The 14,480-nt window shown below is 65.2% G+C and carries 13 protein-coding genes; 3 read left to right on the top strand and 10 right to left on the bottom strand.

Translation table 11 applies throughout. The features are described from left to right. Positions 1 to 42: 42 nt before the first annotated feature. Positions 43 to 1,233, bottom strand: coding sequence for a S8 family peptidase (locus EPL01_RS19940; protein WP_135827038.1), 1,191 nt, complete (start codon positions 1,231 to 1,233; stop codon positions 43 to 45). 199 nt (positions 1,234 to 1,432) lie between these two features. On the opposite strand from EPL01_RS19940, the gene EPL01_RS19935 reads away from it, so the two are divergent. Next, a complete protein-coding gene (locus EPL01_RS19935; protein WP_135827037.1) occupies positions 1,433 to 2,185 on the top strand; it encodes a DUF2797 domain-containing protein in 753 nt (250 codons plus the stop codon). A gap of 532 nt (positions 2,186 to 2,717) precedes the next feature. Here EPL01_RS19935 and purM read toward each other — a convergent pair. Continuing rightward, positions 2,718 to 3,719 (bottom strand): phosphoribosylformylglycinamidine cyclo-ligase, encoded by a 1,002-nt coding sequence (gene purM / locus EPL01_RS19930; protein ID WP_135827036.1) that lies wholly within the window; start codon positions 3,717 to 3,719, stop codon positions 2,718 to 2,720. 287 nt (positions 3,720 to 4,006) lie between these two features. Between purM and EPL01_RS19925 the strand changes: the two genes are divergently transcribed. After that, entirely contained in the window at positions 4,007 to 4,252 is a 246-nt protein-coding gene (locus EPL01_RS19925) for a PRC-barrel domain containing protein (RefSeq protein WP_135827035.1), read from the top strand. A 4-nt stretch (positions 4,253 to 4,256) separates the two neighbouring features. Here the strand turns inward: EPL01_RS19925 and EPL01_RS19920 are convergent, their stop codons facing one another. Further along, positions 4,257 to 4,868, bottom strand: coding sequence for a zinc metalloprotease (locus tag EPL01_RS19920; RefSeq protein ID WP_135827034.1), 612 nt, complete (start codon positions 4,866 to 4,868; stop codon positions 4,257 to 4,259). A 16-nt stretch (positions 4,869 to 4,884) separates the two neighbouring features. Continuing rightward, positions 4,885 to 6,186, bottom strand: coding sequence for a TraB/GumN family protein (locus EPL01_RS19915; RefSeq protein ID WP_135827033.1), 1,302 nt, complete (start codon positions 6,184 to 6,186; stop codon positions 4,885 to 4,887). Between the two features lie 163 nt (positions 6,187 to 6,349). Here EPL01_RS19915 and EPL01_RS19910 point away from each other — a divergent pair, with 163 nt between their 5' ends. Next, complete coding sequence (locus EPL01_RS19910) at positions 6,350 to 6,841, top strand: acyl-CoA thioesterase (protein WP_135827032.1); 492 nt, start codon at positions 6,350 to 6,352, stop codon at positions 6,839 to 6,841. Positions 6,842 to 6,850: 9 nt separating this feature from the next. On the opposite strand, the gene EPL01_RS19905 is transcribed toward EPL01_RS19910, so the two are convergent. The 6 genes from EPL01_RS19905 to EPL01_RS19880 all read right to left on the bottom strand — a co-directional run bounded on the left by EPL01_RS19905 (position 6,851) and on the right by EPL01_RS19880 (position 14,476). After that, positions 6,851 to 7,660, bottom strand: a complete 810-nt coding sequence (locus tag EPL01_RS19905) for a DUF4397 domain-containing protein (RefSeq protein ID WP_135827031.1) — start codon at positions 7,658 to 7,660, stop codon at positions 6,851 to 6,853. A 206-nt stretch (positions 7,661 to 7,866) separates the two neighbouring features. Next, positions 7,867 to 8,661 carry a DUF4397 domain-containing protein gene (locus EPL01_RS19900; protein WP_135827030.1) on the bottom strand — a complete coding sequence of 265 codons (795 nt, stop codon included), beginning with the start codon at positions 8,659 to 8,661 and terminating at the stop codon, positions 7,867 to 7,869. Positions 8,662 to 8,820: 159 nt separating this feature from the next. After that, complete coding sequence (locus EPL01_RS19895) at positions 8,821 to 9,669, bottom strand: sugar phosphate isomerase/epimerase family protein (protein WP_135827029.1); 849 nt, start codon at positions 9,667 to 9,669, stop codon at positions 8,821 to 8,823. Positions 9,670 to 10,459: 790 nt separating this feature from the next. Beyond that, positions 10,460 to 12,484 carry a PQQ-dependent sugar dehydrogenase gene (locus EPL01_RS19890; RefSeq protein ID WP_135827073.1) on the bottom strand — a complete coding sequence of 675 codons (2,025 nt, stop codon included), beginning with the start codon at positions 12,482 to 12,484 and terminating at the stop codon, positions 10,460 to 10,462. Between the two features lie 207 nt (positions 12,485 to 12,691). Next, positions 12,692 to 13,639, bottom strand: coding sequence for a UbiA family prenyltransferase (locus EPL01_RS19885; RefSeq protein WP_210424203.1), 948 nt, complete (start codon positions 13,637 to 13,639; stop codon positions 12,692 to 12,694). A gap of 9 nt (positions 13,640 to 13,648) precedes the next feature. Continuing rightward, positions 13,649 to 14,476 (bottom strand): sugar phosphate isomerase/epimerase family protein, encoded by an 828-nt coding sequence (locus EPL01_RS19880; RefSeq protein WP_135827027.1) that lies wholly within the window; start codon positions 14,474 to 14,476, stop codon positions 13,649 to 13,651. Between the last annotated feature and the right edge of the window lie 4 nt (positions 14,477 to 14,480).

Below are 14,480 nucleotides of genomic sequence, written 5' to 3'. Positions count from 1 at the left end.
GACCGGCGCGAAAAAGATGGTCCGGAGCCAGCGAACCGGGGTTTACGTGCTGTCGCTGGAGTCGAGGCCGAGCGCCGCGGCGGCGTCGAGCAGACCCGAACCGGACTCGTTGCTTCCCAGACCGATGTCCTCGGCCGTGGACTTGAGCTGACTGCGAGTCTCGCTGGCCGTGTTGCCGTTGGCCATCAGCTGACCGGCGGCACCCGCGACGTGCGGGCACGCCATCGAGGTACCCGAGAAGGTGTCGTAGCCGCTCGGGACCGTCGAGTAGATGTCGGTACCGGGCGCGGCGATTTCGACCTCGGGACCCTGCGAGGAGAAGTCCGAGAGGTTGTCACTGGAGTCGGTCGAGGAGACCGCCATGACCTCCGAGTAGGCGGCGGGGTAGCCGACACAGTCCGTACAGGAACCGTCGTTCCCGGCCGCGGCGACGAGGAAGACGCCCTTGTCGCTAGCGTACTGAACTGCGTCCTTGAGCGCCGAGGAACTGGAACCACCGAGGCTCATCGAGGCGACGTCCCAGCCCTGATTGGCGACGTACTCGATGCCTGCCGCGATGTCGGACATCGAACCGCTACCGGCACAGTCCAACACCTTGACGGCGTGGAGCGTGGCTTCCGTGGAGACGCCCACGACGCCCTCGCTGTTGTTCACTCCGTCGGCGATACCCGCACAGTGAGTACCGTGGTCGTTGTCGTCGGACCACGAGACGTTACAGGAGTTGCTGTTACCGGAGAACGAACAGCCGCCGAAGTAGCCACCGTTGCCACAGGAGACGAAGGCCTTGCCCTCGCCGAGGTTGGCCTGCAGGTCCGGGTGGTCGTCGTCGATACCCGTGTCGATGATGGCGATGTCCGCGCCAGCGCCCGTCTCGCCGTTGGCGTGGGCGACCTCCGCGTCCACGCGGTCGACGCCCCACGGGAGCGTCTGAGCGAGCGCGTGCATCTCGCCGTTCTCCTCGACGTAGCGCACGTTCGGGTTGTTCTCCAGTCCTTTAGCCGCCTTCGCGGGCATCTTCGCGGTCACGATGTCGAGCGAGTTGAACTCGCGGACGACCTCGCTCGCCTTGTCCACCGCCGCGTTCCGGCCGCGCGTCGAGGAGAACCCGACGTTGACCTCTACCTCGTCGCCGGGCTCTGCTGCCGCGAGTCCGCTTCCTGCCGCGGTTGCGACCGATGCACCGACGCCTTTCAGAACGTTACGCCTCGAAACATCCTTGTTGTTACGTGGCATACAACATGCAAATAATCGCCACACACAATAAATTTTTTTCTTAGGTTCTTTAGTATTCAATTTCGATTTCCAAATCTAAATTTTAGATTAAAAACTCTCGTTTAGTTCCCCGGGGTTTGTGAGTTCCCCGGATTGCGATTTCCGTCGTCCCGACGCGCCGAACGGCACGCCTTTAGGAACCCGACCCGTAGCCGACGGCGTGCAAATCGTCGGGTACGCGACGGAAGGCGACGACCGGCGACCCGCGCTGTTCGTCGCCGACGAGGAGGTGCGCCGCGAGCCGCTGGAACCGGGCGGGAGCCTCGGCTACTCGCTCGGCGAGCGGCGGTGCGCGGGAGTCCTCGACGGCACGACCCACTACGACTGCGAGCGCGAGGCCGCGCCCTACTGCGACCAGCACACCAGCACGTGGGTCTGCGCCCGGTGTACCGGCACCTGCCTCAAGGACGAGATGGACTGCCACGACGACCACGCCATCTATCTGGCGGCGTTCGCGCCCGCGACGTTCAAAGTCGGCGTGACCCGCGAGTGGCGACTCCGGACCCGCCTGCGCGAGCAGGGCGCGGACCGCGCGGCCCACCTCCGAACCGTCGAGAACGGCCGCGTTGCCCGCGAAATCGAATCCCAACTGGCCGAGGAGTTTGTCGACCGCGTGCGCGTGCCTGCGAAGATTTCGGGCCTCCACCGAGACGTGGACTCCTCGGCGTGGGAATCGACGCTGGCGGAGTTCGACCCAATCGAGACGTTCGACTTCGACTACGACCTCGACTTGGACGCCGCGCCGGTTCCGGAGACGCTGGCCTCCGGCGAGGTTCGGGGCGTGCAGGGCCGCGTGCTGGTGGTCGAGCGCGGCGGGACGACTTACGCCGTGGACCTGCGAGACTTGGTTGGCTACGAGATTCACGAGGAGGAGTCCGAGCGCGAGTTGCAGTCGAGTCTCGCGGCGTTCTAGGTTTGGGTCGAGTGGAGGCGAGACGAGAGACTCTGACAACTCGACCGACGAAGGCGAGCAATAGAGATTCAGGCGTGAACAGCGGCGTCTCCGCCCGCTCCGCCCGCTCCGCCCGCTCCGCCCGCTCCGCCTGCTCCGCCCGCTCCGCCCGCTCCGCCCGCTCCGCCCGCTCCGCCCGCTCCGCCTGCTCCGCCCGCTCCGCCCGCCCCGCGACCGCGCCTCGTCCTCCCCAACCTCGTCGGCCGCCGGGGCGGCCGACTCCCTCGCGCGCGAGGCGCGGCGCGAGAGCGCCGCGCCCGCACGCGCCGGATACGTGAAAGACATAAATATACGTCTTAGAGCAATATTATACTATATTTAGAAAATAAAGATGCGTCTGAGAGGTCGTAAAACACCCTCGAGAACAGAGCGACGACTCGCCCGAGAGTTTATATCCGAGGACGGGACGAACCGATGGCGTGCCGACCGAATCCCGAAAATCGACTTCGACTCCGCGAAACCTGACCACGACCGCTCGAAAACCGACCGCGACTCAGTCGAGTTCCAGTCCGCGAATCGCCACCGAATCGCCCTCCGTGACCTCGCCGATGACGCGCCCGTCGGTCTCGTCGGCGAGCGACTCGGCGTCGTCCTCTGGGAGCGCCACCACGAACCCGGTGCCCATGTTGAACGTCCGGTGCATCTCCTCGTCGCTCACGTTGCCCTCCGACTGGACGAACTCGAAGACCGGTTGGGCGTCGAAGGGGTCGGAAATCTCGTACCGATGGTCGCCCATCCGCGAGAGGTTGGTCCATCCGCCGCCCGTGACGTGGGCCGCGGCGTGGACCTCGCGCTCGCGGAGGTCCTCCAGCAGGTAGGTGTAGATGCGCGTCGGTTCCAGCAGGACCTCGCCGACAGAGGGATTTCCGTCGTCCGCGAGGGTCTCGGCCTCCGCGTCGAGCGGGAAGGGGTCCGAGTAGTCGTGGTTGCGGGTCGCGGCCTCCCGCGCGAGGGTGAGGCCGTTGGAGTGAATCCCGCTGGAGGGGAACCCGACCAGCGCGTCGCCGACCTCTGCCTCGCCGGGGAAGACGGCGTCCTTCGGCGCGAGGCCGACGCAGGCCCCCGCGAGGTCCAAGCCCTTGATGACCTCGGGCATGACTGCCGTCTCGCCGCCGACGAGCGCGATGTTGGCCTCGTCTGCGCCCGCGGCGAGTCCGTCGCCGACCTGCTCGGAGAACTCCTCGCTGGGTTCGTCTACCGCGAGGTAGTCCACGAACGCGACCGGCTCGACGCCCGACGCCACGAGGTCGTTGGCGTTCATGGCGATGCAGTCGATGCCCACGGTGGAGTAGTCGCCGAGCGCCTCGGCCACGAGCAGTTTCGTGCCTACCCCGTCGGTCGCCAGCGCGAGGTAGCGGTCGCCGATGTCGAGCAGGCCCGCGTACTCGCTCTCGTCGATGTCGCCGACCGCGCCGACCAGCGCGGCGGTCGCGGCCTCGCTGGCCTCGATGTCCACCCCTGCGTCCGCGTAGGTGAGTTCCTCTTTGTCGGTCATATCGGAGTGGGGGTTCGCTGTGAGTAAAGTTCCACCGTTTGCGTTCGGGAAGACGGGTGGTTCGGCTTGGGAAGTGTTCGGAGAAGACGACCGGTAAGGAGAATACCGGAGTGATGTTGTCTTCTTGAAGCCCTCGCCCGGTCGCGGGCCTGCAGCCCGCGACCGGGCGGCCCCTTCATCCCACCCCTCAGTTGATTGGCCGGGCTTCTGCTGGTGGTCTGGTCAGTCGCGCGTCCTCTCACTTCGCGCCCACAGCCTTCTTGTCCCGGCAGGTTGCGAACAGATTCGTGACCGACCCACTCACCGAGTCCGACGAGGGAAAGCGCGTCGTCTCGGCCGACGGGGAACTCCTCGGCGAGGTTGCGAAGGTAGACCAGGGCGTCGCCCACCTCGAACCCGAGGAGGACTACGATGCAATCAAGTCCTACCTCGACTGGGAGAGCGACGAGGACGAGGGCTACACGTTTCAGGAGACCGCGGTCGAGGAGGTCACCGACGAGAAAGTCGTCCTGAAAGCGGGCGGCGAGGCGTAGGGAGTTACAGCGAGAAGCCGAACAGCGCCCACGCCGCCAGCCCGAAGCATGGGAGGCCGAAGGCGAGGAACGCCGGAATCGACCACTTTTTGACGGTGTTGCCGTCGAGCGGGCCGAACGGAATCATGTTGAACCCCGCCAGCAGGAAGTTGATGTAGAGGCCGAAGTTGGCGATGGTCCCGACGAGACCCGGAATGTCGAGGAAGGCCACCGGGAGGAAGATGACCCCGAGCGCGACGTTGGTCAGCGGTCCGGCCAGCGCGATGAGACCGTTCTCGCGGGGCGTGGCGTGCCCGCGGTGGTAGACCGCGCCCGGTGCCGCGAACAGGAAGCCCGCCAGCGCGCCCATCACCGCGAGGAACAGCATGTTGTAGTCCGCGCGGAACTCCGCGACTTGCCCGAACTTGATGGCCGTCACCTTGTGGGCGAGTTCGTGGAGCAGGAAGCCGAGTCCGGCCGTCACCATCGTCATCGGCAGAATCGTCACGAGGAACTCGGGCCGCGAGATGATTCGCTGGCCGCCGCCGAGCAGGATGGCGAACGCGACGCCGAGGGCAATCCACGCGACCGCCAAGTCCCGCAGTTCGCGCCCGCTAAATCTGATATTCGCGCTCATAGCAGGATTTGGTCGGTCATGTTAGCGTCTGTACGATGAGGTCTGCGCTGTTCTGCGCGCCCTGTATCATCAGGTTCGTAATCTGGTCCACGCCGCCGATTTGGGACCCCAGTAGGGGCAAGACGACGAACGGGAAGGCCAGACTCGCTATCATGCTCCCGACGTTGGTCATCGCCACGATGGCGATGAGTCGGAACAGCGGCACGTCGAGCATCCGGCCCAAGATGTCCTTGAGCGGACTCTCGTCGTCGGAGAGAATCTCGTTGAGTGTGGCGATGTCGCCGACGTTGACCGAGGTGTATTTCAGTTCGACGTAGCCCGCGAACCACCCCGGCGCGAGGAGAGGGTTGACGCTCGTCAGCCACGCGACTGCGCCGCCGACGCCCGCCGAGGTCCAGCGCGCGCCAGCCAGCTTCGCCAGTCCGAACGCGAAGACGCCGTTGAACAGGAACCACGCCGCGAACACCTTCAGCAGGAGGGTGTTCCGGACCCCAGCCATGAACAGCAGGAAGAAGAACGAGAGGAAGCCCAGCGCCATCACGTAGCCGAAGAGTTTGAACAGGGAGAATCGACCTCCCGACTCCGTTCCGGTGAGACTCTCCATCGGCGGGAGGGTCTCGGGTCGTTCGAGGTACTCCTCGATGCCCGCGCGGTGGCCCGCGCCGACGATTGCGACGACGTCGTGGCCCGCGTCCCGGAGTTGGACGAGGTTGTGGGCGATGAAGGCGTCGCGCTCGTCGATGAGGGCTTCGGCTCCGCCGGGCGAGAACTGGCGGAACTCTTCCATCATCGCCGAGACCACGTCGCCGTCGGTCAGTTCCTCGATGTCGAACTCCTCGTCCTCTCCGGGGTCGCCGATGCCGACCATCGCCAGACAGAGTTCCCAGACCATCCGCAACTTCTCGAAGATGGACATCCGGGCCCAGAAGCGCTGAATCGTCGTCTGGATGTCTCGGTCCACCAGCGCGACTTCGCTCCCGACGGTCTCGGCGGCGTCGATGGCCGCCTCCATGTCCGCGCCGGGTTCGATGTCGAATCGGTCGCCCATCCGGGCCTGAACGTACGACAGCATCCAGTAGGCGATGAACTGGAAGACGGTGTTGCCCTGCAAGAGGTCGGATGGTTCGAGGTCTTGGGCCACCTCGCCCTGCATCTGACGATACCGGCCCTCGTCGAGTTCGACCGCGACCACGTCGGGGCGCTCGGCGTCGATGGTCTCGCGGACCTCCTCGACGCTGTCGGCGGAGACGTGGGCCGTCCCGACGACCCGGACGCTCCCGTCGCCGTCTCCGGCGTCCAACTCGGCTGAATCGCTCATCGTTCGCCTTACACGCCGTCCCTTTTTACCGTTGTCGGTGCCAGGATATTTACCATCGGTCTGAGAGGTCCGGAAGAAGAGGCTCCTCCGGAAGGCGAAAGGTGGGAGACGCCACTCCCCGGAAGGCGAAACTACCAAATCCTCGCGCGCGAGACACAAAATAATGTCCGACAGCGCGACGCTGATGGATTCGTACACCGAGATGACCGAGTTGCTCCTCCCGAACGACACCAACAACCTCGGCCGGGCGCTCGGGGGCGCGGTCCTCCACTGGATGGACATCTGCGGGGCCATCGCCGCGATGCGGTTCTCCAACCACCAGTGCGTCACGGCCTCGATGGACCACGTGGATTTCATCTCGCCGATCGACCGCGGCGAGGTCGCCATCGTGGAGGCGTTCGTCTTCGACACGGGCGAGACCAGCATCGACGTGAAGGTGGACGTTCGCGCCGAAGACCCCCGCGAGGGCGAGGAGCGCGAGACCACCACCTCCTTCTTCACCTTCGTCGCACTGGACGAGGACGGCACGCCGACGCCCGTGCCGGACCTCGACTGCCCGACCGAGAACCAGCAGGCGCTCAGAGACGCCGCCCGGGAACAGCGCCGCGAGCAGTTGGCCGCGGTCGCCGAGAAAATCGAGAAAAACGGCGGGTAGGTCGGCAGCCTACGCCTCGGTCGTCGTCTCGTTGGCCGCAGTCGTCTCGTTAGCGACGGTCACACCGGGTATCTCGGGGTTTTCGGTCCGGTCGATGGCGACGAACAGACTGAGCGACTCGTTGGCCGGTGCCTCGTCGGGGTCGGCGTATCCGGCCGCGAAGGTCGAGTAGGCGGTGCCGCCCATCAGACTCTCGTTGAAGGTCGCAATCACGGTGCCGTCGTTGTCGGCGGTCGCGGGACGGACCTCGAAGGTGTAGACGCCCTCCGGGAGGGTCACGTAGTCGGTGGCGTTACCGAACGAGACGTTGTCGGCGACCACGTCGCCCGACTGGCGGAGGGTCACGTCCACCGCGGGCGCGTCAGGCGAGGCGTGGATGAGCCGGACCGCCGACTCGTTCTCGCTCGGAACCGCCGGGTCGGTCCGGTAGGCCTGCACGCCGAAGCTCCGGGTCGCGTTCTCCGAGACCTCGCCGGAGGCCATCAGGGTGTAGCTCTCGTTGGCTCGGACCGAGATTTGGGCGCTGTAGACCTCGGTCTCGTTGTCGGCGGTGACGATACTGACCTGATGGTCGCCCGATTCGAGTTCCACGAACTCGGTCACGTCGCTGAACCCGACGGCTTGGTACACCGTCTCGTTGTCCACCAACACGTCTACCTCGGGGGCGTCGGGCGACATGTGCGCGACGCGAACTTCGGCGGGTTCGCCCTCTGCGTCCTGCGTGGTCGAGGCCACCGAGCCGACGCCGAGACTGGCGACGAGGAGGAGCGCGAGACCGACTGCGACTGTTCGTTTCAGCGTCGAAGTGGTTGCTGTCATACTCCACAACCGTTTGCGCCTCGATTCGTCATAAACAGACGCGACTGTCCAAGCGCGTAATCGGGAATGGAGCGGGTCAACCCCGCGATTATCCGGTTAGGCCGACTCGGATTCCCGCGAAATCTGGCTTACGCTGGAAAAGTTGACGGGAGACTGCGCGTCCCCGTCTCCGTCCGTTCGGTTCGCTTTCGGTGGTTCGGTCGCTTTCAGTGGTCCGATTCCGTGGTGGTCTCGTTGGCCGTCTCCGTGGCCGTCATCATCTCCTCGCCGGAGTCGGTGGCGAGGATGACCTCGAAGGGCGTGTCGGCGGGTGCCTCGTCGGGCGAGAGGTACCCGGCCGCGATGGCGGAGTAGACCGTGCCGCCCTCCAGCGAGACGTCGACCGTGGTCACGACCTCACCGTCGTTGTCTTCGGTCGCGGGCCGGATTTCGAGCGTGTAGTCGCCCGCCGGGACCGAGGCGTAGTCGGTCGCGTTCGGGAACGAGACGTTGTCGTACAGCACTGCACCCGAGGACTCGACGGTCACGTCCACCGCGGGCGCGTCGGGCGAGGCGTGAATCAGCCGGACCGAGGCGTTCTCGTCTCCGGGCGTCTCGAAGTCGTCCACGTAGATTTCGGGCGCGAAGGTGTCCTCGGTGACCTCGCCGACGGCCGCGACGGTGTACATCGTGTCGGCCTCGACCGTGACGTTACCCTCGAAGACGACCGTCTCGTTCTCGGAGGTCTGAATCGTCACCGTGTGTTCGCCCGCCGAGAGGTCGAGATAGTCGCTGACGGTTCCGAACTCGACGCCTTCGAGCGCCGCGCTCCCGTCTACCAGCACGTCCACCGCGGGCGCGTCCGGCGAGAGGTGGGCCACGCGGACCTGCGCCGTCCCGTCGTCCTGCCCAGACGTTGCTCCTACTGTTGCGATTCCTGCCCCGACGAAACTCAGCATCACCAGCACGGCGACACCGAGCGCCGCCGTCCGTCCCATCCTGTTTGTGAGTTGTTCTCTCATACTGCGGGCGGCTCTGAGGACGAAGCGTACATAAATCGACACGACCGTCCACGGCGTAACGCCCCGTAGAGACGCCTACAATCCGGATTACGGCCGATGAGATGCCGAGTGTCGGATTCGGTCGGCGTCTCGCGGAAATGCCTTGCTAATCGGTCCCGTTTAGCAGTACCCCGCCAGCTCCTCGTAGGCCTCTCGTGCGACGCGGTCGGGTTCGTCGGGGTAGGTGTAGAGTTCGAGCGTGGCGAACCCGTCGTAGCCGACGTCGTCCAGCGCGTCGAAGACGGCCGCGAAGTCGATGTCGCCCTCGCCGGGCACGCGGTGGTAGTGCTTGCCTCTGCGCCCGCCGACGATGTCTTCGAGGTGGACGCCCGTGATGTGGCCCGCGCTCCGGTGGATGGTGTCGGTCAGGTCCTCGCCGTAGACCGCGGCGTGGCCCACGTCAAGGTTGATGCCAAGCGAGTCCCTGCCCACGTCCTCGATGAGATCGAGCACTTCGTCGGTACACTCCACGAGCAGTTCGGGTTCGAACTCGATGCCGACCTCGACGCCCCGCTCTTCGGCGTAGTCCAGAATCTCGGCGAGCGACTCCCGGAGGTACTCGCGGGCCTCCTCGGGCGGGTTGCCGGGAAGCGGTCGCCCGGTGGCGAGGCAGACCGCGGGCGACCCGACGGCCTCGGCGAGGTCGATCGCGCGCTCGGTGTACTCGACGCGCCACGCCCGGTCCTCGTCGTCGTCGGTGATGATACTGGGGTCGAAGAAGGCGGAGGGCGGCGCGTCGTCGTAGTAGCCCATCGCGGTGTTGGCGTTGACGTTCGAGACTTCGAGGCCGGTCTCGTCGAGAGCTTGCTCGACGGCTTGCCGGTCCTGGTCGCCGAACTCGGGGAAGTAGGCGTGCGGTTCGTCGCCGAGGAGTTCCACCCCGGCGTAGCCGTGGTCGGCGACGCGCCGGATTGCTTCCGGGAGTTCGTACTCGGTGTAGGCGTTGGTCGAGAAAGCCAGTTCGGTCATAGAGCGTGGACGACGGGCGGGTAGTTACGTGTTGTCCCTACTGGGTAGAGTCTCGAAGGTCATTACGGAAGTGCAAGGAGAAAGCCCGGTCGTTCAGGACGGGGATGAAGCCGACAAGTCATCCACAAACCACACTCGACGTGCCGAACGGATGTTTTAAGTAATCAGTCACCATAATACTATTCAACCGAGGCGGCCTGCCCGCCTCTCCTAATCGGACAATATCGGGAATTCCCCGATTCCACGCAGAAGACACCCTCTTCTGTCTCAGGAATCAGGGTGTGGTAAGCGAAAGTATCTCTGAATCCCATGCCGGGATAGGAGTAACGGCTGATTGGCACAGCCAGTAGCTGTCCAACGTGGCGGCTACAAACCGTAACCATCCCAATCCAGCGGTGCGGTGCCGTGGGAATCCTCGCCCTTCAGGGCGGGGAGGATGTCAATAGTGGAGTCGGCAACCAGACGATTGGGACAACGACAACCCCGGAAAGACTACGAAGACGGTTTCTTGAAGCCCCCGCCAGCGGGCGGCCACTTCATCCACCCTACTGTGGTCGCTCAGCCGAGCGTTCGCTGGCGGTTGGTCGACCTGTCGGCGCACGCGGAAAGTCAGGCACTTCCCTCGATAGAGAAATATTCTATTGTCTTTAAGAAATAACTATGATTTCTAAAGAATTAAAAATACGGCTTTCGCTCCGTCACGACGAACGCTGCGGCCGGGCGGCGACGCGCCGCCGCCCGGCCGCTTCCTCCGCCGTCGGTCGGTGGGCGGTCAGTCGTCCATCGTCGCTCAGTTGCCCGTCGTCGTCGTCTCGCCACCGCCTTCGGTCGTGGCCTCACCTTCTGCCATCGTGGTGGTTTCACCGTCGGCCATCGTCGTGGTCGTCTCCATCTGAGGCGTGGTCACTTCCTCGCCCTCGCCTGCCGGGACGATTCGGAAGACCTCGCCGGTCTCGCCGGTGATGACACCCGTGTCGTTGGCGAGGACGTAGAGTTGACCCTCGTTATCCCGGCCGAACGAGAGGATGAACTTGTTGAGCTTGCCGTTCGGGGCTCCGGCTACCTGGAGTTCTTCGAGGTCCCAGAGCTGGTCGTCGCCGCCCTGCGCGGTGGTCGTCTGGCCGCCGTCGGCCGTCGTGGTCTGGCCGCCCTCAGTCGTCGTCTGGCCGGTCTCGGTCCCCATTCCCTCGCCCTCCGGAGGCGTCGCGGCGAAGATGCGACCCGCCGGGTCGGCACCCGTCCGACTGTAGTCGCCGAAGACGTACTTGCCCTGAATTCCGGAGATAGCGTCGTTGTTGTACACGTACCCGCCGATGATCGAGACGCCGACGCCCCGGCCTTCGTAGGTGTGGGGGTACTCGATGATGGGGTCGATGAACTCCTCGCCGCCCCGCACGTTGTCAGGTGTTCCGGTCGGGCACTCCTCTGGCGGGTCGTTGGGGTTCTCGGTGCTGAAGCAGCGGGTCCCCTCCTGGAGGTTCCAGCCGTAGTTGCCGCCGCTCTGGATGATGTCCACCTGCTCGAACAGGTTCTGTCCGTTCGAGGCGGAGAACAGTTCGCCGTCGTTGAACGAGGCCCGCCACGGGTTGCGGAGGCCCCACGCGAAGTGTTCCGGTAGTCCGTCGTACTCCGCGAACTCGCCACCTTCCGCGAACGGGTTGTCGTCCGGGATGGCGTAGGGCAGGTCGTCGCCCTCGTTGTCCACGTCGATGCGGAGGACGCCGCCCATCAGATTCTGCGTCACGTCCTGTCCGTTACCGCCCTCGTTCCCGTCGTACCAGTCCTCGACGTGGCCGAGTCCGGTGTCGTCGGCGTCCCCGCCGTCGCCGGTCGGGATGTAGAGGTACCCGTCCGGTCCGAACTCGACGGCACCCGCGTTGTGGTTGAACTGGGGCGAGGGCATCTCCAGCAGTCGCGTCTCGGATTCGGGGTCGGCGCTGCTCAGGTCGTCGCTGGCCTGGAACTCCGACAGCACCTCCATGTGGTCGTACTCTTGGAGGTCCTCCACGTTGCTCCAGTCGGCGCTACTCACGAACGGCGGTTCCGTGAGCGGCGCGCTGTACCGAACGAAGAACCGACCGTTCTCTTGGAAGTTCGGATGGAAGGCCACTCCGAGGAGTCCGCGCTCGTCGAAGTCGCTTCCCTCACGACCGCCCACGTCCACGGTCTTATCGCCGAGGTCGAGGAACGGTTCGTCTTGCAGGCCGTCGGGGCCGTGGACGTACAGTTGGCCAACTTGGTCGAGGATGAACCTGCGGTCGCTCTCTCCCGGTGCGGTTTCGAGACCGACCGGCGAAACGAACCCGTCGGCTATCCGCTCGACGCCGATGCCCGCGCCGCGGGGCATGAACCGCTCGACTTCCTCCTCGCCCGCCGTGGTCGTCTGTCCCTCGAACTGGATGTTCCCGCGCATCGACGCCGGGTGGACCTCGCAGACGTACTCGGCCATGTTCGTGCTGGCCGTGAACTGGAGCGTCTGTGTCGCGCCCTGCTCGGAGATGATTTCGGTGCGCTCGATGACCTCGCCCTCGCGGTTGAGGAGGGCGACGTTGTGCGGAAGCCCGTCGATATTCTCCCACGTAAACGCGTACTCCTGTCCGTCCTTGAGTTGGAGGGTCGGGTTGGTCTGACCCTCGACTTGGGACGGCGCTCTGCCCTGCCATCCGGCGACTTCGCCGCCGAATCGGTACTCCTGTCTCTCCTGTCCTGTTACGCCGCTGACGGCGACGCCGCCGACGGCGACCACCGTGCCGGTCGCCGCGGTTGCTTTCAGAAACGTTCGTCGTGACGATTTGTCTTCGGTATCTCTCGACATTCGGGACTTCCGACAATCCTTCTCTATATAGTCTGGTAACACCGTTTGCACTACCTAACCGACAGTTTCAGTCCTCGACCGGCGATTAGCCTCGGTCTATCCGCAGGAAATAGTCGGTTTCCTAACTGAATTTGCGATTCGCCGAGTAAAGCCGGATATTCCTATTGAAGTTATAGCTCCGACCGAACTCACGATTTCCTAACGCCCTCACGACACGTCGAACGCCCGTGACAGACCGATTGCTGGCAGGAGGAACGCCACCGCGGCGAACGCCCATCTGAGGCCCGCGACCGAGGCGAACGCCGCGTCGAGGACCACCAGCGCGAGGACGCAGGTGCCCACCGCGGGTCCGACGACCTCGGGCGCGGGGTTCCGATACGCCCCAGCGAGCACCCGGCCCGTCCACGCCAAAAAGCCGCCAGCCAGCGCCGTCCCGACCAGCGGCGAGGCCGATGCAGTCGTCCAGAGGAGGACCAGTACTGCCGCGAAAGCCACGCCGACCCCCACCCCGGCGACCGCAATCGCCCGGCGTTCCGCGCCGGAGGCCTCCTCGGCGGCCATGTACGTCACGGCGGCGACGTAGCCCGCAATCACGACCGGAACTGCGAGCGCCCACGCCGGAAGGCCGACCGGCGAGATTTCGACCGCCGCAGTCGTCCCGAGGAGGACGTTGAGGCCCCGGGCGGACCCCATCGCCAGAAATCCGGCGGACCCGCCCTTCAGCACCCCGTCGTAGAGCAGGATGGTCCCTGCGAGCGACCCCGCGACGAGCGCACCCCAGAGACCTGCCGCCGCGCCCGAGACAACTACCCCGACCCCGAGCAAACCGAGGCCGAACCGGAGCGCCGACGAGCGCGAAACACGCCCCGAGGGAATCGGGCGCTCGGGGCGCTCCTCGGCGTCTTTCGGCGCGTCGAAGTAGTCGTTGAGCGTCGTACCCCCGGCGTAGAGCAACATCGACCCGACAGCGAGTCCGGCGGTCGCTCGGAGCGAAACCGGGGCGTCGGCCCCGACTCCGACCTCGGCGGCGCTTGCGAGCGCCGCGCCCAGAATCACGTCCGGCGGCGCGGTGAACAGGTTCGCCAGTCGGACGAGTTCGGCGTAGGCCGACGCGGTGGTTCTGACGCTTCGAGAGTCGGAGCGAAGGGCCGACACGACACCCACTCACACCCACCCGTGGTCTTCGAGGTAGGCGTAGGACTCGCGGGCGGTCTCCTCGGCGGTCTCCTGATACGGGTAGAGTTCGACCGTGACGAACCCCTCGTAGCCCGAGTCGTCCACCGCTTCGAGGAAGCCGTCGATGTCCATCGCGCCATCCCCGAGTTGGGTGTGTTCGTGCGACCGGTCCTCGGGGATGTCCTCGACGTGGTAGTGAGGGGTATAGGGTCCGAGGGTTTCGACCGCTGTTGCGGGGTCCTCGCCGACGCAGAACAGGTGTCCGGCGTCGAAATTACAGCCGACAGCTTCCGAATCGACCATCTCCACAAAGTCGAGGAACTGGTCGGTCGTCTCGACGAGCAGGTCGGGTTCCGGCTCGACCAAAACGTCCACTCCCAATCGCTCGGCGGTCGGAATCACCTCGTTCAGGCTCTGTGCGAACGTTTCCATTCCCCACTCGCGGGACTGCCCCTCGGGAATCGGCCCGCCGGGTTGGATGGAGACGTGGTCCGCGTCGAAGTCGTCGGCCAGTTCGAGCGCCTTCCGGGTGTAATCGACGCGTTGTTGACGGTACTCGGCGTTCTCCTCGATGTAGGACGGGTGCTGGAAATCCTCGGCCGTCACCATGAACGCGTTGCAGTTGCTGACTTCGAGGCCGGTGTCGTCCAGCGCGTCTCGGACCGCGGCGACGTCGGCCTCGTCGGTGTCGTCTGGGTGGAGGTGGGACCCGCCGAACAGCAGTTCCACGCCGTCGTATCCGATGTCGGCCAGCACTTCGACCGTCTCTACCGGTCCGTACTCCTGAAACGCGTTCGCGGAGAATCCGAAATCCATCGGT

The organism is Halorussus ruber (assembly GCF_004765785.1).
GTDB classification, from domain to species: domain Archaea; phylum Halobacteriota; class Halobacteria; order Halobacteriales; family Haladaptataceae; genus Halorussus; species Halorussus ruber.
The sequence above is the reverse complement of the archived record's forward strand: the minus strand, read 5'-3'. Positions and strand labels throughout refer to the sequence as shown.

What these genes read in the sequence shown, in the direction of transcription:
- EPL01_RS19940 (WP_135827038.1), bottom strand. Translation starts at nt 1,233, where the DNA reads ATGCCACGTAACAACAAGGATGTTTCGAGGCGTAACGTTCTGAAAGGC.
- purM (WP_135827036.1), bottom strand. Translation starts at nt 3,719, where the DNA reads ATGACCGACAAAGAGGAACTCACCTACGCGGACGCAGGGGTGGACATC.
- EPL01_RS19920 (WP_135827034.1), bottom strand. Translation starts at nt 4,868, where the DNA reads ATGAGCGCGAATATCAGATTTAGCGGGCGCGAACTGCGGGACTTGGCG.
- EPL01_RS19915 (WP_135827033.1), bottom strand. Translation starts at nt 6,186, where the DNA reads ATGAGCGATTCAGCCGAGTTGGACGCCGGAGACGGCGACGGGAGCGTC.
- EPL01_RS19910 (WP_135827032.1), top strand. Translation starts at nt 6,350, where the DNA reads ATGTCCGACAGCGCGACGCTGATGGATTCGTACACCGAGATGACCGAG.
- EPL01_RS19905 (WP_135827031.1), bottom strand. Translation starts at nt 7,660, where the DNA reads ATGACAGCAACCACTTCGACGCTGAAACGAACAGTCGCAGTCGGTCTC.
- EPL01_RS19900 (WP_135827030.1), bottom strand. Translation starts at nt 8,661, where the DNA reads ATGAGAGAACAACTCACAAACAGGATGGGACGGACGGCGGCGCTCGGT.
- EPL01_RS19895 (WP_135827029.1), bottom strand. Translation starts at nt 9,669, where the DNA reads ATGACCGAACTGGCTTTCTCGACCAACGCCTACACCGAGTACGAACTC.
- EPL01_RS19890 (WP_135827073.1), bottom strand. Translation starts at nt 12,484, where the DNA reads ATGTCGAGAGATACCGAAGACAAATCGTCACGACGAACGTTTCTGAAA.
- EPL01_RS19880 (WP_135827027.1), bottom strand. Translation starts at nt 14,476, where the DNA reads ATGGATTTCGGATTCTCCGCGAACGCGTTTCAGGAGTACGGACCGGTA.